21 protein-coding genes are annotated in these 23,938 nt (G+C 70.8%); 18 read left to right on the plus strand and 3 right to left on the minus strand.

The window, feature by feature from the left end; translation table 11 throughout:
- Window positions 1-17: 17 nt before the first annotated feature.
- The gene (locus ACIBK0_RS02740) at window positions 18-554 is read right to left on the minus strand and encodes an HNH endonuclease (protein ID WP_327428786.1); all 537 of its coding nucleotides are present in this window, start codon (window positions 552-554) and stop codon (window positions 18-20) included.
- Between the two features lie 273 nt (window positions 555-827).
- Between ACIBK0_RS02740 and ACIBK0_RS02745 the strand changes: the two genes are divergently transcribed.
- Window positions 828-1,931: a mechanosensitive ion channel family protein gene (locus ACIBK0_RS02745; protein ID WP_399074796.1), complete on the plus strand. Its 1,104-nt coding sequence runs from the start codon at window positions 828-830 to the stop codon at window positions 1,929-1,931.
- 144 nt (window positions 1,932-2,075) lie between these two features.
- Here the strand turns inward: ACIBK0_RS02745 and ACIBK0_RS02750 are convergent, their stop codons facing one another.
- Window positions 2,076-2,513, minus strand: coding sequence for a hypothetical protein (locus tag ACIBK0_RS02750; RefSeq protein ID WP_399074798.1), 438 nt, complete (start codon window positions 2,511-2,513; stop codon window positions 2,076-2,078).
- Between the two features lie 195 nt (window positions 2,514-2,708).
- Between ACIBK0_RS02750 and ACIBK0_RS02755 the strand changes: the two genes are divergently transcribed.
- From ACIBK0_RS02755 to ACIBK0_RS02830, 16 genes are all read left to right on the plus strand, one after another.
- The gene (locus ACIBK0_RS02755; protein ID WP_399074800.1) at window positions 2,709-3,920 is read left to right on the plus strand and encodes an ROK family transcriptional regulator; all 1,212 of its coding nucleotides are present in this window, start codon (window positions 2,709-2,711) and stop codon (window positions 3,918-3,920) included.
- Between the two features lie 60 nt (window positions 3,921-3,980).
- Window positions 3,981-5,318 carry an ABC transporter substrate-binding protein gene (locus ACIBK0_RS02760; protein ID WP_399074802.1) on the plus strand — a complete coding sequence of 446 codons (1,338 nt, stop codon included), beginning with the start codon at window positions 3,981-3,983 and terminating at the stop codon, window positions 5,316-5,318.
- 7 nt (window positions 5,319-5,325) lie between these two features.
- A complete protein-coding gene (locus ACIBK0_RS02765; protein ID WP_399074804.1) occupies window positions 5,326-6,267 on the plus strand; it encodes a carbohydrate ABC transporter permease in 942 nt (313 codons plus the stop codon).
- Between the two features lie 5 nt (window positions 6,268-6,272).
- Window positions 6,273-7,166 carry a carbohydrate ABC transporter permease gene (locus tag ACIBK0_RS02770; RefSeq protein WP_399074806.1) on the plus strand — a complete coding sequence of 298 codons (894 nt, stop codon included), beginning with the start codon at window positions 6,273-6,275 and terminating at the stop codon, window positions 7,164-7,166.
- Between the two features lie 5 nt (window positions 7,167-7,171).
- Window positions 7,172-8,437: a 6-phospho-beta-glucosidase gene (locus tag ACIBK0_RS02775; protein WP_399074808.1), complete on the plus strand. Its 1,266-nt coding sequence runs from the start codon at window positions 7,172-7,174 to the stop codon at window positions 8,435-8,437.
- Window positions 8,434-9,447, plus strand: coding sequence for an N-acetylglucosamine kinase (locus ACIBK0_RS02780; RefSeq protein ID WP_399074810.1), 1,014 nt, complete (start codon window positions 8,434-8,436; stop codon window positions 9,445-9,447). The genes ACIBK0_RS02775 and ACIBK0_RS02780 overlap by 4 nt, the downstream gene beginning before the upstream one ends.
- A gap of 106 nt (window positions 9,448-9,553) precedes the next feature.
- Window positions 9,554-10,027, plus strand: coding sequence for a DUF3995 domain-containing protein (locus ACIBK0_RS02785; protein WP_399074812.1), 474 nt, complete (start codon window positions 9,554-9,556; stop codon window positions 10,025-10,027).
- A complete protein-coding gene (locus tag ACIBK0_RS02790; protein WP_399074814.1) occupies window positions 10,008-10,517 on the plus strand; it encodes an RNA polymerase sigma factor in 510 nt (169 codons plus the stop codon). The genes ACIBK0_RS02785 and ACIBK0_RS02790 overlap by 20 nt, the downstream gene beginning before the upstream one ends.
- Window positions 10,514-10,981, plus strand: a complete 468-nt coding sequence (locus ACIBK0_RS02795) for a hypothetical protein (protein ID WP_399074816.1) — start codon at window positions 10,514-10,516, stop codon at window positions 10,979-10,981. The genes ACIBK0_RS02790 and ACIBK0_RS02795 overlap by 4 nt, the downstream gene beginning before the upstream one ends.
- Window positions 10,982-11,226: 245 nt before the next feature.
- Window positions 11,227-12,684, plus strand: a complete 1,458-nt coding sequence (locus tag ACIBK0_RS02800) for a hypothetical protein (RefSeq protein WP_399074818.1) — start codon at window positions 11,227-11,229, stop codon at window positions 12,682-12,684.
- Between the two features lie 14 nt (window positions 12,685-12,698).
- Window positions 12,699-13,715, plus strand: coding sequence for a glutamate ABC transporter substrate-binding protein (locus ACIBK0_RS02805; RefSeq protein ID WP_399074820.1), 1,017 nt, complete (start codon window positions 12,699-12,701; stop codon window positions 13,713-13,715).
- A gap of 78 nt (window positions 13,716-13,793) precedes the next feature.
- Complete coding sequence (locus ACIBK0_RS02810) at window positions 13,794-15,125, plus strand: hypothetical protein (RefSeq protein WP_399074822.1); 1,332 nt, start codon at window positions 13,794-13,796, stop codon at window positions 15,123-15,125.
- A gap of 11 nt (window positions 15,126-15,136) precedes the next feature.
- Window positions 15,137-17,686: a tetratricopeptide repeat protein gene (locus ACIBK0_RS02815; RefSeq protein ID WP_399075131.1), complete on the plus strand. Its 2,550-nt coding sequence runs from the start codon at window positions 15,137-15,139 to the stop codon at window positions 17,684-17,686.
- Window positions 17,687-17,689: 3 nt separating this feature from the next.
- Window positions 17,690-19,255, plus strand: coding sequence for a protein phosphatase 2C domain-containing protein (locus ACIBK0_RS02820; protein ID WP_399074824.1), 1,566 nt, complete (start codon window positions 17,690-17,692; stop codon window positions 19,253-19,255).
- Between the two features lie 102 nt (window positions 19,256-19,357).
- Window positions 19,358-20,704: a VWA domain-containing protein gene (locus ACIBK0_RS02825; RefSeq protein WP_399074826.1), complete on the plus strand. Its 1,347-nt coding sequence runs from the start codon at window positions 19,358-19,360 to the stop codon at window positions 20,702-20,704.
- A gap of 73 nt (window positions 20,705-20,777) precedes the next feature.
- Window positions 20,778-22,118, plus strand: a complete 1,341-nt coding sequence (locus tag ACIBK0_RS02830; protein WP_399074828.1) for an FHA domain-containing protein — start codon at window positions 20,778-20,780, stop codon at window positions 22,116-22,118.
- Window positions 22,119-22,148: 30 nt separating this feature from the next.
- On the opposite strand, the gene ACIBK0_RS02835 is transcribed toward ACIBK0_RS02830, so the two are convergent.
- Complete coding sequence (locus ACIBK0_RS02835) at window positions 22,149-23,132, minus strand: methyltransferase domain-containing protein (RefSeq protein WP_399074830.1); 984 nt, start codon at window positions 23,130-23,132, stop codon at window positions 22,149-22,151.
- A gap of 146 nt (window positions 23,133-23,278) precedes the next feature.
- Here ACIBK0_RS02835 and ACIBK0_RS02840 point away from each other — a divergent pair, with 146 nt between their 5' ends.
- A complete protein-coding gene (locus ACIBK0_RS02840) occupies window positions 23,279-23,692 on the plus strand; it encodes a globin (RefSeq protein ID WP_399074832.1) in 414 nt (137 codons plus the stop codon).
- The last annotated feature ends 246 nt before the right edge of the window (window positions 23,693-23,938 follow it).

Here is a 23,938-nt window from a genome sequence, read left to right on the forward strand (position 1 = left end):
CGCAAAAGCCCGGATCGTCAGGCGGAAATGCCGTCGATCCGGGCCATCGCGTCATCCGCGCCGTACGGCTGCAGATATGGCAGCCAGCGCGGGTCCCTATGCCCGGTTCCGATGATGCGCCATGCGAGCCCCGTCGGCGGGGCGGGTTTGTGGCGCAGGCGCCAGCCGATCTCGACCAGGTGGCGGTCGGCCTTGGTGTGGTTGCAGCGGCGGCAGGACGCCACCACGTTTTCCCAGGCGTGCTGACCTCCGCGGGAGCGCGGGATGACGTGGTCGACGCTGGTTGCGACGCCACCGCAGTACATGCACCGGCCGCCGTCGCGGGCGAACAGAGCTCGCCTGGTCAGCGGAACGGGCCCCCGGTAAGGGACCCGCACGAACCTCTTCAGCCGGACCACGCTGGGTGCGGGGACAGTAACGGTTGCACTATGCATAAAGGCGCCGGATTCCTCGAGGCAGATGGCCTTGTTCTCGAGGACGAGGACGAGCGCGCGGCGGAGCGGTACGACGCCGAGCGGCTCGTACGACGCGTTGAGGACCAGGACATGCGGCACGGATGCCTCCTTGTACGCCGGCGGCGCGTGGCTCGCGCCGGGACGATCTGTGGCCAGTGTCCCCGAATGCCTGGTGGAAGCGCCACCATGTCCCGGTAACGGGCCGGGAGTGTTTTCGACCACATCTTCTTCATCCCCAAGTGAGCACAGTCTCTCCCTCGAACATCGCAACGATCCACACACGATGCCCCGTTAGTGTGGTGGGTCTGCCCGACCGGTGCCCCTCGTGTGTCCCCTGCCGCGGGCAGACCGCTACGCCTGGAGGTTGCTGCCGTGTCCCTGCCCGTCCTATTGGCCGTCGGTTCGACGCCGTCGCCGTCCCCCTCGACGTCGACGGACCCGACGGTCGCCACGCTTCAGGACGCCCAGGAAAGTGCGACCAACGCCGCGAGCTGGGTCCAGCAGAACTGGTCCACGTGGCTGGCGATCGGCTTGCGTGTCCTGCTGATCCTGGTGATCGCGGCGGTACTCAGAGTGGCCGTCCGGCGGGCGATCACCAAGCTGATAGAACGCATGAACCGTACGGTCCAGGCGGTCGACGGCACGGCCCTCGGCGGCCTCTTGGTGAACGTCGAGCGGCGCCGTCAGCGCTCCCAGGCGATCGGCTCCGTGCTCCGCTCGGTGGCGTCCTTCCTGATCATGGGCACGGCCGCGCTGATGATCCTCGGCACGTTCGAGATCAACCTGGCCCCGTTGCTGGCCTCCGCGGGTGTGGCCGGTGTCGCGATCGGTTTCGGCGCGCGCAACCTGGTCACCGACTTCCTCTCCGGCGTCTTCATGATCCTGGAGGACCAGTACGGCGTCGGCGACACGATCGACGCGGGCGTCGCCGCCGGCGAGGTCATCGAGGTGGGTCTGCGCGTGACCAAGCTGCGCGGCGACAACGGCGAGATCTGGTACGTCCGAAACGGCGAGGTCAAGCGCATCGGCAACCTCTCCCAGGGCTGGGCCACGGCCGGCGTCGACGTCACCGTCCGAGCCGGTGAGGACCTGGACCGCGTCCAGTCCGTCCTGAACGAGGTCGCCGAGAACATGAGCAAGGACGAGCCCTGGAACGAGCGCCTCTGGGGCCCGGTCGAGGTCCTCGGCCTCGACAGCGTCCTACTCGACTCCATGGTCGTCCGCGTCTCGGCCAAGACGATGCCCGGCAAGGCCCTGTCCGTGGAACGCGAGCTGCGCTGGCGCATCAAGCGCGCCTTCGACGCCGCGAACATCCGCATCGTGGGCGGCCCCGTGACGGAACCGGAGGAGGACCCGGCCCCGGACCCGACGGAGACCGTAGCGGCCCCGTCGGCCCACGCGAACCCGGCGTCCCCGCAGGCCGCGGCGGCCACCCCGATCACACCGGCACCGACGCCGTCGGGCGTTCCCAAGTAGCGCACACGGTTGATACGAGGGAGGCGGCGCCCGGGGTTCCGGGCGCCGCCTCCCTCGTCCGTACGGGACTCCGGCGGCCGTAACGCTTCAGCACGCCCGTTCGAGTGAACGCACGGCGTCACCCCGTCCGCTGAACGCACGATGTCAGCCCGTCCGCTGAACGCACGGCGCCAGCCCGTCCGCCGGGACAGCCCCGCGGTCCGGGCTATCCGGCACACCGCGGGCGAAGGCGGACCCCTTCCCCAGGCCCGCCACTCCCAGGAGACCTTCCCTGTCGCGGACATCGAGGCGGACGTCGCCCGAGGTCGCGTCGAAGGCCATCGATCCCCAGACGGACCGGTCGCCACGTCCGGGCCGCCACCGGAAGTGGATCTCCTCGCGGCCCTTCTCGGCGACGAGGAACGCCCGCTCGCACGCCGTCAGTTGGTCACGGACCCGCTCCTGCCACCCCTCGGAGAGGGGCATCGCGCGCAGCACATGCCTCTGGTGCTCGTCCAGCGCCTCGGCGGAGAGTGGCACGCCGGCCCCGCGGGCCCGCCCACGCAGCGACAGGACCGCGAGGGCCGCCCCCGCGAGACTCACGCCCCCGCACCGCCCCCGCACCGCCCCCGCAGGTAACGAGTCTGTTGCCGCGGGGGCGGTTTCTCTTGACGCCTCCTTCGCCCCGGGCTTACGTTCCTTCCACCCAATAGGAAACTTTCCTAACAGTGATCACCGGATGGACTTTCCTCCCAGGTCACTGGGAAGGTGGGCAGTTGAAAGGCAGGTGTCGACCACATGGCAGGATCCGCCGGTACGCCGGGCACTCCGCGCGTCCTGCGCGCCATGAACGACCGCGCCGCCCTCGATCTGCTTCTCGCGCACGGACCGCTGTCGCGGACCAGGATCGGGAAGCTCACCGGGCTGTCCAAGCCCACCGCCTCGCAGCTCCTCGCCCGTCTGGAGGCGGCGGGCCTCGTCGTCGCCACCGGCACCAGTGAGGGCCGCCCGGGCCCCAGCGCCCAGTTGTACGTGGTCAATCCGGGCGCCGCCTACGCGGCCGGCCTGGACGTCACCCCCGAACGCATCCTCGCCGCCGTCGCGGACGTCACCGGCCGGACCGTCGGCGAGTACGAGCTGCTCACCCCCGGCCGGCGCCCCGCGCAGCCCGTCGTACGCCAGGTCACCGACGCCCTCGACGGCGCGGTGAAGGCGGCCGGGCTTGCCAGGGACGACGTCCGACGCCTCGTCATCGGCACCCCTGGCGCCTTCGACCCGAACACCGGTCGGCTGCGCTACGCCTCACACCTGCCCGGCTGGCACGCCCCCAGCCTGCTCGACGAGCTCGCGGCCGCGCTGCCGATGCCCGTCGAGTACGAGAACGACGTCAACCTCGTCGCCATCGCCGAGCAGCGGCTCGGTGCCGCCCAGGGCCACGAGGACTTCGTACTCCTGTGGAACGAGGGCGGGCTCGGCGCCGCGCTCGTCCTCGGCGGACGGCTGCACCGCGGCTGGACCGGCGGCGCAGGCGAGGTCGGCTTCCTGCCGGTACCGGGCGCGCCCCTGGTGCGGCAGGTCACCAAGGCCAACAGCGGCGGCTACCAGGAGCTGGCCGGTTCGCAGGCCCTGCCCAAGCTGGCCCGCGAGCTCGGCATCGAGGACGTACCGACGGGTCCGTACGCCGAGGTCGCCGCGGCCCTTGTCGAGCGGGCCGTCGCCATCGACGAGGGGCCGCACCGACGGCTCCTGGAGACCTACGCGACCGGCCTCGCCACGGGTCTCGCCTCGCTGGTCTCCGTGCTCGACCCCGAGCTCGTCGTGCTCAGCGGCGCATCGCTCACCGCGGGCGGCGAACCACTGCGCGCCCTGGTCCAGGCCGAGTTGGAGGAGCTGGCCGCATCCCGGCCGCGCCTCGTCGTCGGCGACGTACACGAACACCCCGTGCTGCGCGGCGCGTTGGAAAGCGCCCTGGCAGCCACCCGCGACGAGGTCTTCGACACCTCCCGCTAGTCCGTTCTCCGCACGCTCACCACCTTCACCGCCCCCGCCCTGCCCTAGGGAGACCCCGTCATGCCCGGAATATCCCGGAAAGCGGTCACCGCGCTCGCCGCTTCCGCCTCGATAGCCCTCCTCGCCACCGCCTGTACCGGCCAGTCCGACTCCGGCGCGAGCGACGACGCGTCCAAGGACCAGACGATCAACTTCTGGCACGCGTGGAGCGCGCCCAACGAGGTCAAGGCCGTGAAGTCCCTGGTCGCGGGCTTCGAGAAGGCACACCCCAACATCCACGTGAACATCGTCGGCAACATGACGGACGACAAGATCAACCAGGCGCTGCGCGCGGGCGGTGACAAGGCCCCCGATGTGGTCTCCTCCTTCACCACCAACAACGTGGGCAAGTTCTGCTCCTCCGGCGCCTTCGTCGATCTGAACCCCTTCTTCAAGAAGGCGGGCATCGACCCGGAGACGACCTTCCCGAAGGCGATGAACGAGTACACCCAGTTCGACGGCAACCGCTGCACGGTGCCGCTGCTCGGTGACGCGTACGGGCTCTACTACAACAAGACCGCGTTCAAGAAGGCCGGAATCACCAGCCCCCCGAAGACCTGGTCCGCATTCGAGAAGGACGCCAAGAAGCTCACCATCACCAAGGGCGACTCCTACTCTCAGCTCGGCTTCATGCCGAACTACCACGGCTGGGAGTCGACGACCGAGCACTACTTCGGTCAGTTCTCGCCGACGTACTTCGACAGCAGCGGCAAGTCGAACATCGCCAAGGACCCCGCTTTCACGGCCGGTTTCACCCTCCAGAAGAAGCTCGTCGACGAACTCGGCGGTTACAAGAAGCTGGAGACGTACCGCTCCAAGCTGGGTGACGAATGGGGCCCCAAGCACCCCTTCCACACCGGTCAGGTCGCCATGCAGCTGGACGGTGAGTGGCGGCTCGGCATGGCCGAGGAGGCCAAGCCGGACTTCGAGATCGGTGTCGCCCCGCTGCCCGTACCCGACGACCAGGCCGACCAGTACGGCAAGGGCTACATCACCGGCACCATCGCGGGCATCGCCTCCACCAGCAAGAAGCAGAACGCGGCCTGGGAACTGGTCAAATACATGACCACGAACACGGACGCGGTGGTCGGCTTCGCCAACGACATCCACAATGTGCCGTCGACGCTCGCGGCGCTGAAGTCGCCGAAGCTCACGTACGACCCGCGCTTCAAGACGTTCCTGGACATCGCGTCGAACCCGAACTCGACGACGACTCCCGCGTCCATCAACGGCGGCACCTATCTGGTGACGATCCAGCAGCTCGGATACGACTACGAGAGCGGCAAGGCCAAGGATCTGAAGGCGGCTCTGGAAAGCACCGCCAAGCAGATCGACACGGACATCGCGCAGGCGAAGTAGTACGGAGATGAGCACGGTAACGCTCGCGTCGAAGCGCCGTCGTTCGGCGCTTCGAACGCTCGCCTTCATGTCGCCCTGGTTGATCGGCTTCGCGGTCTTCTTCGCGTACCCGCTGGTCTCGACCGTCTATTTCTCCTTCATGCACTACGACGGCTTCAAACCGCCGACGTGGAGCGGAACGAAGAACTGGACGTACGTCTTCGAGAACTACCCGCTGTTCTGGCCCGCCTTGCGGAACACCCTGTGGCTGGTCGTCGTCATGGTCACGCTGCGGGTCCTCTTCGGGCTCGGCGTCGGACTGCTGATCACGAAGATCAAGACGGGTACGGGCGTCTTCCGTACCCTCTTCTATCTTCCCTACCTTGCCCCGCCGGTCGCGGCCACGATGGCCTTCGCCTTCCTGCTCAACCCCGGTACGGGCCCGGTCAATTCGATCCTGGAGAAGGTCGGCATCCCGGCACCCGGCTGGTTCAACGACCCCACCTGGTCCAAGCCGGCCCTCACCCTGCTGGCCCTGTGGGGCATCGGCGACCTGATGGTCATCTTCATGGCCGCGCTGCTCGACGTACCGACCGAGCAGTACGAGGCCGCCGAGCTGGACGGCGCCTCGGCGTGGCAGCGCTTCCGGTACGTGACCCTGCCGAACATCTCGCCGATCGTGATGTTCGCCGTGGTCACCGGCGTGATCCAGACCATGCAGTACTACACCCAGCCGCTGATCGCCGGGAAGGTCGCCTCGGGCGTCATCCAGGGCGCCGGTACGCAGTTCGAGCCCGGCTATCCCGACAAGTCGACGCTCACCCTGCCGCAGCTCGTCTACAACCTCGGCTTCCAGCGCTTCGACTACGGCTCCGCCTGTGTGGTCGCGCTCGTGCTGTTCGCCCTGTCCATGGTGTTCACCGCGTTTCTGATGCGGCGCCGGGGCGGTCTCATCCAGGCAGGTGACTGACACCCATGACTCAAGTACTCGACAAGCCGGTGGAGTTGCGGGCTCCGGTCACGCCCGCCGAGCGCACCGCCCGCCGCAAGGCGCTCCTGGAGTGGGTCGCGATCCACGCACTGGGCGTCGCGGCGGCCCTCTTCTTCGTCCTGCCCTTCGTGTTCGTGTTCCTGACCTCGATGATGAGCGACACCCAGGCGCTCAGCCGCGATCTGATCCCGCACACGTGGGAGTGGGGCAACTACAAGAAGGTCTTCGACACACCGGGCTTCCTGACCTGGTGGAAGAACACCCTGCTGTACGCGGGTGCCGGCACGGTCCTGACGGTCGTCTCGTCGATACCCGTCGCCTACGCGCTCGCCAAGTTCCGCTTCCGCGGGCGCAATCTGTCGCTGATGCTGGTCATCTCGATGATGATGCTGCCGCCGCAGGTGGTCATCATCCCGATGTACCTCTTCTGGGCGAAGCAGCTGGACCTTTCGGGAACGCTCTGGCCGCTGATCATCCCGATGGCGTTCGGCGACGCCTTCTCCATCTTCCTGCTGCGCCAGTTCCTGATGACGATCCCGAACGAGTACGTGGATGCGGCGAAGGTTGACGGCTGCGGCGACCTCAGGACCCTCCTGAAGGTCGTGCTCCCGATGGCCAAGCCCGGCATCGCCGCCGTCGCGCTCTTCCAGTTCTTCTACGCCTGGAACGACTACTTCGGGCCCCAGATCTACGCGTCGGAGAACCCGGGCGCCTGGACCCTCTCCTACGGGCTGGAGTCGTTCAAGGGCGCGCACCACACCGACTGGAATCTCACCATGGCCGCGACCGTGCTGGTCATGGCCCCCGTGATCCTCGTGTTCTTCTTTGCGCAGAAGGCGTTCGTCGAGGGTGTCACGCTCACCGGAGTGAAGGGTTGACCCATATGAAACTCACCGTGGTCGGCGGAGGGTCGACCTACACCCCCGAACTCATCGACGGATTCGCGCGGCTGAGGGACGCCCTGCCGATCGAGGAGCTGGTGCTCGTCGATCCGGCGGCCGAGCGTCTGGAGCTGGTGGGCGGCCTCGCCCGACGGATCTTCGCTCGGCAGGGCCACCCCGGACGCATCGTGACGACCTCCGACCTGGACGCGGGAGTGGAGGGCGCCGACGCCGTACTGCTGCAACTCCGCGTCGGCGGCCAGGCGGCCCGCGAGCAGGACGAGACCTGGCCGCTGGAGTGCGGCTGCATCGGGCAGGAGACGACGGGCGCGGGCGGACTGGCGAAGGCGCTGCGCACGGTGCCGGTGGTACTGGACATCGCGGAGCGCGTGCGCCGTACGAACCCGGACGCCTGGATCATCGACTTCACCAACCCGGTCGGGATCGTGACACGCGCCCTGCTCCAGGCGGGCCACAAGACGGTCGGACTGTGCAATGTGGCGATCGGTTTCCAGCGCAAATTCGCGGGACTACTGGGCGTCACCCCCGCCAATGTGCACCTCGACCATGTGGGCCTCAACCACCTCACTTGGGAAACAGGTGTGCGTCTGGGCGGTCCCGAGGGCGAGAACGTCCTGCCGAAACTCCTCGCCGAGCACGGCGACACCATCGCCGACGATCTGCGCCTGCCGCGCAGCATCGTCGACCGCCTCGGGGTCGTTCCCTCCTACTACCTGCGCTACTACTACGCACACGACGAGGTCGTCCGAGAGCTGCGCACGAAGCCCTCCCGCGCCGCCGAAGTGGCGGAAATGGAACGGCAGTTGCTGTCGATGTACGCCGACCCGGCGCTCGACGAGAAGCCGGAGCTGCTCGCCAAGCGGGGCGGCGCCTACTACTCGGAGGCGGCGGTGGACCTCGCGGCGTCGCTGCTGGGCGGAGGCGGCAACCCCTACCAGGTCGTGAACACGTACAACAAGGGCACGCTCCCCTTCCTCCCGGACGACGCCGTGATCGAGGTGCAGGCTGCGATCGGCCCCAAGGGGCCCGCGCCGCTGTCGGTGCCGTCCGTGGACCCGTTGTACGCGGGCCTGATGGCCAACGTGACGGCGTACGAGGACCTGGCCCTGGAGGCCGCCCTGCGCGGCGGCCGCGACCGGGTCTTCCGGGCCCTCCTCTCCCACCCCCTGGTCGGCCAGTACGCGTACGCCGACGCCCTCACCGACCAGCTGATCGCGCACAACCGGGAGCACCTCGCGTGGGCATGACGTCATCGAGCCCCGGCGCGGGGACGACCGCCGGGGCCGGCCCCGGGGGCCTGGTCCTGGCCATCGACGCGGGGAACAGCAAGACCGACGTCGCGGTGATCGCTGCCGACGGCGCGATCGTCGGCACCGCGCGGGGCGGGGGCTTCCGCCCGCCGGCCGTGGGGGTCGAGGCGGCCGTGGACGCGGTCGCCGACGCGGTCGGCCGGGCCTTCGCCGAGGCCGGTGTCGCCTCCGTCGCCCATGTCTCCGCGTGCCTGGCCAACGCGGATCTCCCGGTCGAGGAGGAACAGCTGGCGGCCGCGCTGCACGCGCGCGCGTGGGGCGCGAGCGTGGAGGTGCGCAACGACACCTTCGCGATCCTGCGGGCCGGTGTGGCCGAGCCGCGCGGAGTCGCCGTCGTGTGCGGGGCCGGCATCAACTGCGTCGGCATGCGGCCCGACGGCCGCACCGCCCGCTTCCCGGCGATCGGACGTATCTCCGGGGACTGGGGCGGGGGTTGGGGCCTGGCGGAGGAGGCCCTGTGGCACGCGGCGCGGGCGGAGGACGGCCGAGGCGGCCCCACGGCCCTGGCCCGCACGCTTCCCGCGCACTTCGGTCTGACCTCGATGTACGCCCTGATCGAGGCGCTGCACCTCGAACACATCGGCAACGCCCGCCGACACGAGCTGACGCCCGTCCTGTTCGCCACGGCGGTGGACGGCGACCCGGTGGCCCGCGCGATCGTCGACCGGCTCGCGGACGAGGTGGTTGCCATGGCCATGGTCGCCCTGACCCGGCTCGACCTCCTCACCGAGGAGACTCCGGTCCTCCTCGGCGGCAGCATCCTCGCCGCCCGCCACCCACAACTCGACGACCGCGTCCACGAAGTCCTCGCGGTCCGCGCTCCGAAGGCGGTCCCCCGGGTGGTCACGGCACGTCCCGTCCTCGGCGCCGCCCTCCTGGGCCTGGACCACGTGGGGGCTCAGGAGGAGGTGCACACGCGCGTGCGGTCGTTCTACGAGCAGGCCTGACGAACGGGGGTTCGGGTGTCCGCGCCGGAAATTCCCGCACATCCGCGGGAACGAATGGCCCGGACGCCTCCTCTGGTGGGTGTCGATTCCCATCTCAGGAGGCCCCATGTCCGACCGCACGGCCACACGAGCCGCCGCACTCCTCGCCTCGGTGCTCACCACGGACGCCCTGTTCCATCTCTATTGGGCGACCGGTTCCACCTGGCCCGCCGCCGACGAGAAGAGCCTGTCGTACGCGGTCCTCGGTACCGAGGCCCCGTTCACCCCGCCGGTCGTCCTGCCGCTCGCCGCGCTCCTGCTGACCGCGAGCGGCATCGTCGTCGCCCAGTCCCGGCGCCCGCACCGGCTGCTCCGCCTCGGCACCCTCACGGTGGCGGCCGGTCTGTCCCTGCGCACACTGGCGGGCGTCTACTGGCTCTTCGCGCAGGACACCGGGACCGCCTTCTACCGGCTCAACCTCGGCCTCTACACCCCGTTGTGCGCGGTGCTGTGCGCAGCGGCGCTCAAGGTCGCCCGCCAAGGGGGCACCGCTGCCCGGGAAGGCACCGCGCGTTGGGAAGATGCCGTACGTGTCCGATGAGGAAACGGTCCGCCGGGTGCGCGCCGCCCAGCGCGGCGACACGCTCGCCATGGCCGAACTGCTGGACGAACTGGCCCCCTACGTAGGCCGTATCTGCGGTCCCATCGCCCTGGACCAGGGGCCGGACGCCGCGCAGGAGGCGCTGGTCGCGGTGTTCCGCTCGCTGCGCTCCCTCAAGGACCCGGCCGCGCTGCGCGGCTGGGTCCGGGCCATCGCGGTGCGCGAGGCGGTCCGGTCGGCCCGGCGCGCCGCCCGCGCGGTGCCCGCCGATCTGAGCACCCTGCCCTCGCGCGGCGACCCCGAACTCGCCGCCGACATCAGGGACGTACTGGACCGGCTCTCCCCCGAGCACCGGGCCGTGCTCGTCCTGCGCGACGTGGAGGGCATGGACGAGCGGGCCGCGGCCGAGTTGCTCGGCCTTCGCGTCGGCACCGTCAAGTCCCGGCTGCACCGGGCACGGGACACCTTCCGGAAGGCGTGGACCTCATGACCGGACGCGACACGACCCGTCACTGGCCCGTCGCCGACCTCGACCCGGTGCGGCGGCTGCACGTGCTCGCCGCCGGCATCCGCGGCGCCCATGTCACCGAGGGCGTCGTGGCCGCCCCGTACGAGCGCGTGTGGGCCCTGATGGCCGACTTGGAGGGCGAGTTCGGACGCGTCACGCCCGACATGCGGGGGCTGCGGATCCTGAAGCGGGACGGTGCCCGCCTCGAGGCGCTGGCCCGCAGCAAGTACGGGATGCGGGCCCTGCTGCGCGGGGAGCAGCGGCCGGGCTGGTGCTGGCTGCAGAGCCGGTTCCTGTTGGTCGGCGTCGCCGCGACGCCGGACGGCGACGGAACACGGGTGGCGTTCACCGGAGGCGTGCGAGTGCCGGGGCGCGCCGCGCTGGTGCCGCTGGGTGTACGGCACGAAGGGGAGCGCAGTCTGCGGCGGCTGACCGGCCTGCTCTGAACGCGGCGGTGACGCGCGGGAACCGAACAGATCCGAACGGCGTATTCATGGGAAGGGGGGTGGTGCGGGAGCCTTGCGCTGCGCCGGAATTCGACAGTTGCGCTGCGATCCGAACAAGATCGAGTCAAGGCCTGTGCGGATGTCAGTCCCGGCGGCGATACTTGCGGCCGTACGCCTCTGTCCGCAGTCCGTGCTTCCCGCACACGGGACGGAGGCGAACCACGGATGACCATGGGGGAGGTCAAGTGACATACCCGCCGAAGGGCAGTGCGGCGCCACCGGCACCGGCCGGCGCGCCGACGATGCCCGCCGTGCCGCCGCAAGCCGGTCCCGCGGCACCGCGGGGCGGGCCGGCGACGCCGGGCACGGCGCCCGCGCGCCGTACGGCATGGGCGGAGGGCGTCGATCGCCTGCGCGCCGCGGCGACGACGGAGCCGGGTCGGCTGCGCATCATCGGCGCCGTCCTCGCCCTCCTGGTCGTCGCGTTCGGCGCTGTCACCGCCTGGCAGATGACGGAGCGTTCGGCCGCCGCGGACGACGTGCTGCACAGCAGCCAGCCGCTGAGCGCGAGCGCCGCCGACATCTACCGCTCGCTCGCCGACGCCAACACGGCGGCCTCCAGCGGCTTCCTCGCCGGCGGCCAGGAGACCAAGGCCTCCCGCGACCGGTACGAGCTGGACATCAAGACCGCCGCCGCGAAGCTGATCACCGCCGCCAACAGCTCGGAGCCGGGCTCCCCCTCGGCGGACACCATCTCCGAGCTGAACAAGCTGCTGCCGGAGTACAAGGGCCTCATCGAGCGCGCCCGCGCCAACAACCGCCAGGGCTACCCGCTCGGCGGCGCCTATCTGCGGTACGCGAACGAGAAGATGCAGAAGCAGATGCTCCCGAAGGCCGAGGAGCTCTACCAGCGGGAGAACCAGCGGCTGAGCGCCGACTACGCCGACGCGAAGCCCTACCCGTGGGCGGCCATCGGCCTCGGCGTGCTGGCGCTCGGCGGCCTCGTCTGGGCCCAGCGCCGCAACTACCGGCGGACCAACCGGGTGTTGAACCAGGGCATGGCCGCCGCCACCGCCGCCTCCACGGTGGTGCTGCTGTGGCTCGTCGTCGGGCACAGCGTCGCGCGCGCCGGACTCGACGAGTCCTACGACCACGGCGTCCGCTCCATGAACGTGCTGCACGACGCCCGCATCGCTTCCCTGAACGCGCGGGGCAACGAGAACCTGACCCTGGTCAGCCGCGGCGCCGAGACCAAGACGCTGGCCGACGGCACGACGACGGTGGACGCCTTCGACTACGACTTCCAGCAGGACATGAAGACGCTCACCAAGGGCCTGGCCCTTGCGGCGGACCTCGCCGACGACAAGGCGGGCGAGGAGCCCGTACAGGCCGCCACCGGCAACATGAAGGTCTGGAAGTCCCGCCACAAGGAGGCCCGCGCGGCCGACGACGCGGGCGACTACCAGGGCGCTCTGAACAAGGTGATCGGATCCAAGAGCGACAAGCCGACGGGCGAGTGCTTCGACGGCGTCGACACGAATCTGGCGCTCGCCCTGACGCACGAGGAGAGCGAGTTCAAGCAGGCGGCGGGCGGCGGCCGGGACGCGATGACCGGTCTCCCGGTCGGCGCGGCGGTCCTTGCGGTGCTCGCCGCGGCGGGCGCGCTGCTCGGCATCGGGCGCAGGCTTTCGGAGTACCGGTGAGAGGGGGAGCGGCGATGACGGCACGACGCCTGAGGGCGAGCCTGAAGGGCTGGGGCGGCGTGGGCGCGATGGCCGTCGCCTGCGCCCTCGCCGTGGTCTTCGCGCTGCTGCTGCCGCTGAGCAACGCGCGCGGGGACGGCAGCACGGGCATCGGCGGCCAGGGAGTGGCCGAGGGCACCCAGGTGAAGGACGACTCCTGCACCGATCCACAGGACCAGAGCCTCTCCCCGTCCAGCGACGAGAGCGGCACGGCGATCACGGCCATCAAGAAGCGCGGCTATCTGTCGGTCGGCGTCGACCAGAACAGCTACCGCTGGGGCTACCGTGATCCGAACAGCACTAAGAAGAGCAGCGACCTGGAGGGCTTCGACATCGATCTCGCGCACGAGATCGCGAAGGAGATCCTCGGCGACCCGAACGCCGTCCGGTTCCACGCCATCCCCACCATCCAGCGCATCCCGGCGATCAAGAGCGGCCAGGTCGACATGGTGGTCCGCACCATGACGATCAACTGCGAGCGCCTCAAGGACGTCGCCTTCTCCGCCCCCTACTTCCTGACCGGCCAGCAGGTCCTGGCCCCGAAGGCCTCGGACATCAAGGGGTACGACAAGTCGCTGGCGAAGAAGAAGATCTGTTCGGCGGCGGGCTCCACCGCCTACGACAAGCTGAAGGCGGACAAGGACGCCGGCAAGCTCGTCTCCTCCGCCGACATATCCACCACCGTCCCCAACCAGCTCGACTGCCTGGTGCGGCTGCAGCTCGGTGAGGCCGACGCCGTCGTGACCGACGGCGCGCTCGCCGCGAGCCAGGCCGCGCAGGACCCGACGGTGGAGCTCAAGGGCGACCGCTTCACGACCGAGTACTACGGCGTGGCGATGAAGAAGGACGCGGACGATCTGGTACGCCGGGTCAACCAGGTCCTCGTGGACTACCGCAAGAGCGGCTGGCGTGCGTCGTACGACAAGTGGCTGTCCCCGACCCTGGGCGCGGACTCCGAGTCGGCGAACCCGCCCGCGGCGAAGTACAAGTAACCGACCTGGTACGACTGGAGAGTTACCCGGGCGCACCGGACAGGCGCACAGGGAACGACGGAGAGCGAGAGGTGATCGATGGGCGTCACGGGACCCCCCGGGCCGGTGATGGACCGGGACGAGGTGGACCGTGCGCTGGCGCGGCTCGGCGCGGAGCACGAGGCCATCGAGACCTCGCTCCTCGCCCTGCAGGACCACGCGGGCCGCAGACTCCTGGAAGGCGCCGAGCTCACGGGCACGACCAAGGAGCGCTGGACGTCCGCGGAGGCGTCGATCACCCTGCTGTGGGCCTACTTCGACGCGTACACGGACGCGCTGCGCTCCGCCCGCGACATCCGCTCCCGCAGACGCTGGTCCAGCCGTGACGACCTGGTCGAACTGACCGAGCTGCTGCGCGGCGAGAGCGTCACGGTCGCGGGCAGCGCCACCGCCACGGCGAACGCGCCGACCCTGGCCGGCAGCAGCAAGCTCAGCGAGCAGTTCTCGCTGGCCGCGCTGGTGGAGCGGATGAACGAGCTGTACGCGTCGTCGCTGGACATGGTCGTCGCCTCGGACGCCGTGTGGTCCGCGCTGCCCGCCCGGATCGATTTACTGGCCGCGGAGCTCCAACGCACCCGCCAGCTCGCGCACTCCGTGGGCGTACGGCCCGGCGAGCACCCGGCGGGCGACGACCTGGAACGGATCACCCGCACGCTCACTACGCTGCGCGAGCGTGTCGTCTCCGATCCGCTGGCCTTCTGGGCGCCCGCGCAAGGGAGTTCGGCGCCCGGCGGCGGACGCCCGGACACGACGACCTACGACCGCGAGGCGCGCGCCCTGGAGGAGGTGCGCCGGGAGATCGACGCGGTGCTCACCGTCCGGCAGGACGCCGAGGCGCGGCTCGTGAAGCTGCGGGATGTCCTCAGCCGCGCGGACCGCACGCTCGCCGAGGCGCGCAGCGCCCGCGGTGAGGTGCTGGCGAAGATCGCCGCGTCCGAGGTCCCGGCCGTGAGCGGTCCGCCGACCGCGCTGCAGGAGCAGCTGGCGACGGCCGCCGAGTACCGCAGACACGCTCAGTGGCACCGCCTGTCCCCGCTTCTGGAGTCGCTGGAGGAGAAGGCGGAGGACGAACTCCTGCGCGCCCGCGAATCGTTGACGGCGGTCACCGCGCCGCTGGCGGTCCGCGCGGAGCTGCGCGGCCGCCTCGACGCCTACAAGGCGAAGGTCGCCCGGCACGGCTTCGCGGAGGACCCGTTCCTCGTCGAGCGCTACGACGCGGCACGACGCATGCTGTGGAGCGCGCCCTGTGACCTGCGCGTCGCGGAGGAGGCCGTGCTGCGCTACCAGCGGGCGGCCGCCGACCTGTTGAGCCCGCGGGTGCCCGAGCAGGGCGGGCCCCATGACCGGGTGGACCGGAGGGGGGAATCGTGAGTCAGCAGGCTGTGGGTGGGCAGCAGAAGTGTCAGCGGCCCGGTTGCTCGGGATCGTACGAGGACGTGGGCGGCGGCGAGCTGTACTGCGACACGTGCGGCCTGGCCCCGGTGGTCTCGTCGAACGGCATGGTGGGCTCGCCCCCGACCGGGATCACGGCGGGCGGCAAGAGTTCGCGTGGATCGAACAGGGGATCCAACAGCAGCAGTGCGCGCAGCAGCTCGCGCGCCAGCTCCCGTACGTCCTCGCGCTCCTCGCAGTCGCGGCGCTCGGTCTCGGGGCGGCTGTCGCGCTCGCTGTCGGGCAGCTCGACGGGCCGCTCCGTGTCGGTCCGCAGTTCCGGTTCGACCGCGGGATCCTCCGGGCGCGGCCGACTCGGTGTCGGTCTGGTCGAGGTCCCGGACGTGCCGCGGCCCGACCCGCGCGAGATGGTCCAGGAGAACCCTGAGGTCCCCGAGCGGAAGCGATTCTGCTCGCGCTCGGACTGCGGGGCTCCGGTGGGTCGTTCGCGCGGCGAGCGGGCCGGGCGCACCGAAGGGTTCTGCACCAAGTGCGGCCACCCGTACTCGTTCGTGCCCAAGCTGCACGCGGGCGACATCGTGCACGGCCAGTACGAGGTCGTGGGCTGTCTCGCGCACGGCGGGCTCGGCTGGGTCTACCTCGCCGTCGACCGCGCGGTCTCCGACCGCTGGGTGGTCCTCAAGGGTCTCCTCGACACCGGCGACCAGGACGCGATGGCGGCGGCGATCTCCGAGCGGCGCTTCCTCGCCGAGATCGAGCACGCCAACATCGTGCGGATCTACAACTTCGTCGAGCACCTCGACCAGCGGACGGGTTCGCTCGACGGGTACATCGTCATGGAGTACGTCGGCGGAAAGTCGCTGAAGGAGATCGCCAACGGCCGCCGCACGGCGGACGGCAAGCGGGACCCGCTGCCCGTGGAGCAGGCCTGCGCGTACGGCATCGAGGCCCTGGAGGCCCTCGGCCATCTGCACAGCCGCAACCTGCTGTACTGCGACTTCAAGGTCGACAACGCGATCCAGACCGAGGACCAGCTCAAGCTGATCGACATGGGCGCGGTGCGCCGGATGGACGACGACGAGTCGGCCATCTACGGCACGGTGGGCTACCAGGCCCCGGAGGTGGCGGAGGTCGGCCCGTCGGTCGCCTCCGACCTGTACACGGTCGCCCGCACGCTCGCCGTCCTCACCTTCGACTTCCAGGGCTACACGAACGTCTTCGTGGACTCCCTGCCCGACCCGGACAACATCGAGGTCTTCCGCCAGTACGAGTCCTTCTACCGGCTCCTGGTCCGCGCCACCGACCCCGACCCGGCCCGCCGCTTCGCCTCCGCGCAGGAGATGTCCGAGCAGCTGACCGGTGTGCTGAGGGAGGTCGTGTCCCTCCAGACGGGGCGGGCACGCCCGGCGCTGTCCACCCTGTTCGGGCCCGAGCTCAAGGTCACGGACACGGAGTTGTTCGGGAAGCTGGACGGCGATGTGTCGCGGCTGGGGTCTCGGGTGATCCCCCTCCGTGGGAAGAAGGGCGCGCCCCAGCTGCCGGCCGGCTCGAACGGCACTCCGGTCCTCCCCCCGGCGACCACCGCGAGCGCGCTGATCAAGCCCGTGCCGGCCGCCGCCACCGCGCTCGCGCTGCCCATCCCCCGAGTGGACCCGGGCGACCCCAACGCGGGCTTCCTCGCGGGCCTCATGGCATCCGCGCCCGGCGAGCTGATCACGGCGCTGCACGCGGCGCCCACCGGCTCGCTGGAGCTGCGCCTGCGTGAGCTGCGGGCCCGGCTGGAGATGGGCGAACTGAACAGCGCGGCCAGGGCGATCGAGGCCCTGGAGGCGGACCACCCCGACGACTGGCGGGTGGTCTGGTACCGGGGCGTCGCGGCCCTGGCCACCGGTGAGTACGAGATCGCTGCGCTGTCCTTCGACGCGATCTACGACGCCTTCCCCGGCGAGCCCGCGCCCAAGCTGGCCCTCGGCCTGTGCGCGGAGGTGCTCGGGCAGCTGGACAACGCCGCCGAGTACTACCGCCTGGTGTGGACGACCGACCCCAGCTATGTGAGCTCGGCGTTCGGCCTGGCCCGTGTGCAGCTCGCCTCTGGCGACCGCGGCGGCGCCGTACGCACGCTGGAATCCGTACCGGAGTCGTCGATCCACTACACGGCGGCGCGGGTCGCTGCCGTACGGGCGCGGCTGCGGCAGCGGATGGCCGAGGAGGCGGCGACCGCGCCGTTCCTGGACGATCTGACAGCGGCGGCGGGACAGGTCGAGGCCCTTGACGGATACGGTCTCGACGCGGTGCGACGCGAGCAGTTGTCCACAGAAGTCCTTGGCTGCGCGCTGGACTGGGTACTCTCCGGTAGCCAGGGTTCCGCTCCGGCTTCCGGAGGCGGACGTGTGCTGCTCGGCAGCGAGCTGGACGAGCGTGGCCTCCGCTTCGGACTCGAGCGTTCGTACCGGACGCTGGCCCGGCTCGCGCAGGGCGGCGAGGAGAGGATCGACCTGGTGGAACGTGCAAACCGTTACCGCCCCCGGACGTGGGTGTGATTGATGTCCCAGATGCCCCAGCCGACGGCCCTTTCGCGGTGCCCCAATTGCGAGGAGCCACTGGAGGCGGGTGACCGTTTCTGCGGCGCGTGCGGGTACGACCTGTCGGCGGTGCCCGCACCGTCGGCGGACAACCCCACGATCACCATGAACGGCACCTCACCGCGCCCCCCTTCGGCCGCCGCGTCCGTGGACTGGCCCCTCGCGCCCGAGGTGGACAGCTCCGACACGCCGGCGCCGGTGCACCGGGCCACGGATATCCGGGGCACGGACTCGGGAGGTTCCGAGCTCCGGCACGCCACGGGTGAACTCGCACCCCCTGCGAGTGAGCTCCCACATGCCACGGGAGAACTCCCGAATGCTGCGAGTGAGCTGCCACCCGCCACGGGTGGACTCCCGCCCGCCACGAGTGGAGTCCCGCACGCCATGAGTGAGCTCCCGCACCCGGCGGGTGGACTCCCGCATTCCGCCGGTGAATTCCCGCCTGTCGCCGCCGCGCACACCGCCGGTCCGCCCGAGCCTCCCCCGGGCGTACGGTTCGACCGGCCCTCGGAGCCCGACGATTACCCGTTGGCTCCCCCGGCCGCCGGAGCCCCGGCCCCCGAGGCTCCCGCCGACCCCCGCACCGCCGACCTCGGGACACCGGCCGCCGACACCAAGATGTGTATCGCCTGCCGCGCGGGCAGCGTCGACAGCGACGGCTACTGCGAGAACTGCGGGCACGCGCAGCCGCGCGAACGCGACCACATGGAGCAGGAGTTGGGCGCGGTGGCCGCGGTCAGCGATCGTGGCCTGCGCCACCACCGCAACGAGGACGCCTTCGCGATCTCGTCGACCGCGCTGCCCGACGGGCAGCCCGCGGTCGTCGCCATCGTCTGCGACGGCGTCTCCTCGGCGACCCGCCCGGACGAGGCCTCGCTCGCCGCCTCCCGCGCCGCGAACGAGGCGCTGCTGGAGGCCCTGCCGGTCGGTACGCATCCGCAGCAGGCGATGCACGACGCGATCATCGCGGCCGCCGAGGCCGTCAACTCGCTGGCCGACGCGTCCACCTCGCAGGGCGAGCACGCCCCCCATGTGAACGCGCCCGCCTGCACCCTCGTCGGTGCCATCGTCACTCCCACTCTGCTGATCGTCGGCTGGGTCGGCGACAGCCGCGCCTACTGGGTGCCCGTCGACCGGAGTTCGCTTCCCGCCCGGCTCACCGAGGACGACTCGTGGGCCGCGCAGATGGTCGCCGCGGGCCTGATGAACGAGGCGGAGGCGTACGCGGACGAGCGCGCCCACGCCATCACGGGCTGGCTCGGCGCGGACGCGTACGAACTGGAGCCGCACACCGCTTCCTTCAAGCCGGACCGGCCGGGTGTAGTGGTGGTGTGCACCGACGGGCTGTGGAACTACGCGGAGGCGGCCGAGGACATGGCCGAGGTCGTACCCCTCGACGCCGCCGAAAGGCCTCTCCACAGCGCCCAGGTCCTTGTCGGTCACGCTCTGGACGGCGGGGGCCACGACAACGTAACAGTGGCCGTCCTGCCGTTCCCGGCCCCGTCGCAGGGGGCAGGATCGGCCTGAGGCCGCGAACGAACGGGGACGGCCCAGGACCGGAGGGGACCGGTCCGCACACAGTCATCACCTCCGTCAACTACCGGAGGCCTTGAGGGGGACAGAGTAGGCATGGCCAATTTCTCGAAGTCGAACGTGCCGCAGTTCTCGGTCGACGTGTACCAGAACGAGTACCTGCCCGAGGGTGGCCGCGAGGTCAACGCGATCGTCACGGTGAGCGCGACCGGCGGCGGCACCATCGGAAGCGCCGTCGGTGCGCCGCACCTGTACACGGCGGGCCAGGGCCCCGACGCGGCCGTGGCGATCATGGTCGACTGTTCGGGCTCGATGGACTATCCGCCGACCAAGATGCGCAACGCGCGCGACGCGACGGCCGCCGCCATCGACACCCTGCGCGACGGTGTGCACTTCGCGGTGATCGGCGGCACGCACATCGCCAAGGAGGTCTACCCGGGCGGTGGACGGCTTGCAGTCGCCGACGCCACCACCCGCGACCAGGCCAAGCAGGCCCTGCGCAAACTGAGCGCCGGCGGCGGTACGGCGATCGGCACCTGGCTGCGCCTCGCCGACCGGCTGCTCTCCTCGGCGGACGTCTCCATCCGGCACGGCATCGTGCTGACCGACGGCCGCAATGAACACGAGTCACCGCAGGACCTCAAGGCCGCCCTCGACTCCTGTGCCGGGCGGTTCACGTGTGACGCGCGTGGAGTGGGCACCGACTGGGAGGTCAAGGAGGTCACCGGAATCGCCTCGGCGCTGCTCGGCACCGCCGACATCGTCGCCGACCCGGCCGCCCTGTCCGCCGACTTCACGCAGATGATGGAGACGGCCATGGGCAAGGAGGTCGCGGACGTCTCCCTGCGGCTGTGGACGCCGGTCGGCACCGCGATCAAGTTCGTCAAGCAAGTGGCCCCCACGGTCGAGGAGTTGACCGACCGTCGCACCGAGGCGGGCCCCCGCGCCGGCGACTACCCCACCGGTTCCTGGGGCGACGAGTCCCGCGACTACCACGTGTGCGTCGAGGTCCCCTCGGCCGAAGTCGGCCGGGAGATGCTGGCCGCCCGGGTCTCGCTGGTGATCCCGCAGGGTGACGGGAGCGTGCAGAACCTCGGCGCGCAGGGTCTCGTACGGGCGGTGTGGACCGACGACATGGTGGCCTCGACCTCGATCAATCCACAGGTCGCGCACTACACGGGTCAGGCGGAACTGGCGCAAGTCATCCAACAGGGCCTGGATCTGCGCAAAGCGGGCGATGCCGACGGCGCAACGGCCAAGCTGGGACGTGCCGTTCAGCTCGCCAGCGCCTCCGGCAACGCCGATACTGCGAAACTGCTTGCGAAGGTGGTGGACGTGGTCGACGCCGCGGCAGGTACTGTGCGATTGAAGGCAAAGGTCGAAGAGGCCGACGAGATGACCCTCGAAACACGGTCCACAAAGACTGTTCGTGTAAAGAAGTAGCGAGCCCGGTTCCCGCGGGGAGCCGGAGAAACCCGGTCATAACGACCGGAAAAGGAGAGGGGGAAGCGCCGACATGCCGACCTGCCCGAACGGACACCAGTCGGGTTCCGACGACTGGTGCGAGGTCTGCGGTCACCGCATGGCCGGAGCCGTGCCCCCGCCACCTCCCCCGCCGCCGCCCGGCCCCGGTTACGGCTATCCGCCGCCCGGCTCGCCACCGCCGCCGCCCGGCCCCGGTGGCGGCCCTGGTGGGCGCCCGCACCTTTCCGCCGTGCCCGACCCCGAGCCGGAGCTCTGCCCGCAGTGCCGTACGCCCCGTGAGGGCGCCGCGCCGTTCTGCGAGGAGTGCCGGTGGAACTTCCTCACCAACACCGCGACCTCGTACACCCCGGCCGCACCGCGTCCGCCGGCGCCCGCATCCGGGACGCCCGGCGGTCCCGGCGGCCCTGGCGGTCCGAATCCGGCGCTGCGGTTCCAGCAGCAGGGGCCGGGACAGCCCGCCGCTCCCGGAGCCGGGCCCGGTCATGACCCGTTCGAGTACCAGAGCTCGCGGCCCTCGCAGATGAACCGGCCCGCCGAGCCGATTCCGCCGGGTCCGCCCGCCCCGCCCTTCGGCACCGGCGGCCCTTCGGGTTTCGGCGGCGATCCCTCAGGCTTTGGCCGCGATCCCTCGGGCTTCGGCGGCGATCCTTCTGGCTTCGGCGGCGATCCGTCGCGCCCGGTACCGCCGCCGCCCGGGCCGACGCCCGGAGGCCCCGGCGCCCCGCAGGCCTTCACCCAGCAGCCCGCCTCGCCGGCGTTCCCACCGCAGGCACCGGCGCCCGGCGGGCCGTCCTACGGCGGCGGTGACGACGACTGGGTGATCTCCCCGCCGTCGGCCGGTACGCCCGGCGGCGGCCCCGGCGGCCCGAACGGTCCCGGAGCGGGCCAGGGCGGCGGTTACGGCTACCCGCAGCCCGGCTCGTCGCAGGCCCCGCCAGGCCCGCGCCCCGCATACCAGCAGCAGCCGCTGTCCTGGAGCGCGACGATCGGTCCCGACCGCGAGTACTTCATGGCGATGATGCAGCGCTCCGGTCCCGAGGCCGCGGGCCTGAACCTGCCCGCGTACTCACCGGAGCAGCAGCGCCCGCTCATCGGCAACCAGATCACGATCGGCCGCCGTCGGCACTCCACCGGCGACACCCCGGACATCGATCTGTCGGTACCCCCGGAGGACCCGGGCGTCTCGCACCAGCACGCGGTCCTGGTCCAGCAGCCGGACGGCAGCTGGGCGGTCGTCGACCAGAACTCCACGAACGGGACCACGGTCAACGGCGGCGAGGAGCCCATCCAGCCCTTCGTACCGGTTCCGCTCCAGGACGGCGACCGGGTGCACGTCGGCGCCTGGACGACGATCACCATCCGGCGCGGCTGATCTCAAGGTCACGGCAGCGGCTCGCAGGGGTTACGGCAGCGGCCAGGCGTACGGCCCTTCGGGGTCGTCCAGCCACGCCCAGGCGTGCTCGCCGCTGACCGTGATCCCGTACCGCTCGCGCACCGGCTGGTTCTCGCGCTCCCACAACGTGTACGCCTCATAGGGGTCGAGACGGCCCGCCGTGAGGGTCAGCAGGAACCGGAACAGCTCGTGACCCCTGGCCCGGCGCGGCAGCGCGCCCAGGTGCTGCGGCTCCGGCTGCTCGGGCCGAATCCCGCCGCGCAGGGGCACGAAGTAGGCGGGCGTGTGCAGGAAGCGCCCCTCGGCATGCCCGGCGTCCCGGACGCTCAGTGCGATCAGGCCGGTGGCGAACGGCGCGAGAATACGGGCGCCCGGGTTGCACTGGGGAAGCCAGGCGTGCGGGATCGAGGTCAGCGTGCAGGTGGCGATGATCCGGTCGAAGGGGGCGCGCTCGGGGACGCCGCGGGCACCGTCGCCGGTCACGACGGTGGGGTGATAGCCGGCGGCGTCCAGGTGCCGCCGAGCCGATTCGGTGATCTCTGCGTCGAGGTCGATCGTGGTCACCAGGCCGTCGCCCAGACGGTGGGCGAGCAGGGCCGCGTTGTAGCCGGTGCCGGCGCCGATCTCCAGGACGGCATCCCCGTCCCGTACCTCCAGCTCGGTGAGCATGTTCGCCATCAGCGACGGCTGGCTGCTGGAGGACACCAGTTCCCCGTCGCGCACCCGGGTGGCCAGCGGGGCGTCCGCGTAGGCGCCGCGGATCCAGCGCTCCCGGGCCCGCAGGTCGGGGTCCTCGCCCCATACGCGCTCGAAGCCGCCCACGACGCCGACGTAGTAGTACGGCACGAAGAGGTGGCGCGGGACCGCCTCGAACGCCTCCCGCCAGACCGGGTCGGCGTCCCAGGCCCCGCTCCTGTCGATCTCGCGCACGAGGGCCGCCCGCGCCAGGGTGGCGAGGTCGTCCAGGTCGTGGTCGAGAGCGTGCGCGCTCATACCTCCACTGTGCTGCCGGACGGGCCACGAGGCGAGCGCCGGACTCGGCCGATCCGGACTGGGCCGTTCGGGTCGGCCCGCGTCGGAATCGGCCCTGTCGGGCAGTGGTCCTAAGCCTTGAGTCCTCCGCCGCCCCGTCTGAGACCATGGTTGATGTGAAAGAGATTCGGCGCGGCACGCTTCAGGAGCAGACCTTCTACGAGCAGGTCGGCGGCGAGGAGACCTTCCGGCGCCTCGTGCACCGCTTCTATGAGGGAGTCGCCGAGGACCCGCTGCTGAAGCCCATGTATCCCGAGGAGGACCTGGGCCCGGCCGAGGAGCGCCTCACGCTGTTCCTGATCCAGTACTGGGGCGGCCCGACGACGTACAGCGAGAACCGCGGGCACCCCCGGCTGCGGATGCGCCATGCCCCCTTCACGGTCGACCAGGCCGCGCACGACGCCTGGCTCAAGCACATGCGCATCGCCGTCGAGGAGCTCGGCCTCTCCGAGGAGCACGAGCACACGCTGTGGAACTACCTGACGTACGCGGCGGCTTCGATGGTGAACACGGCGGGCTGAACCCTCACCGCGGCCGCGCACGGCCGCGCACGGCCGCCGATGCCCGTGGGCTTCCATCAGCTTCCGCGGCTTCCGCGGCTTCCATCGCCTTTCGCGGCTTCAATCCACTTTCGTCCGCTTTCGACTGTCCGTCGTGATGGCTGACGCGCGCATTCCGGTCGCCCGACGCCGAATTCCGGTCACAATCCGGTCAAGCCCGCGCTACAAGCGCTTACCCGCGACCCGCCCCCTCTGACAGCATCGCGC

It is taken from the genome of Streptomyces sp. NPDC050564 (assembly GCF_044457265.1).
Lineage (GTDB): Bacteria > Actinomycetota > Actinomycetes > Streptomycetales > Streptomycetaceae > Streptomyces.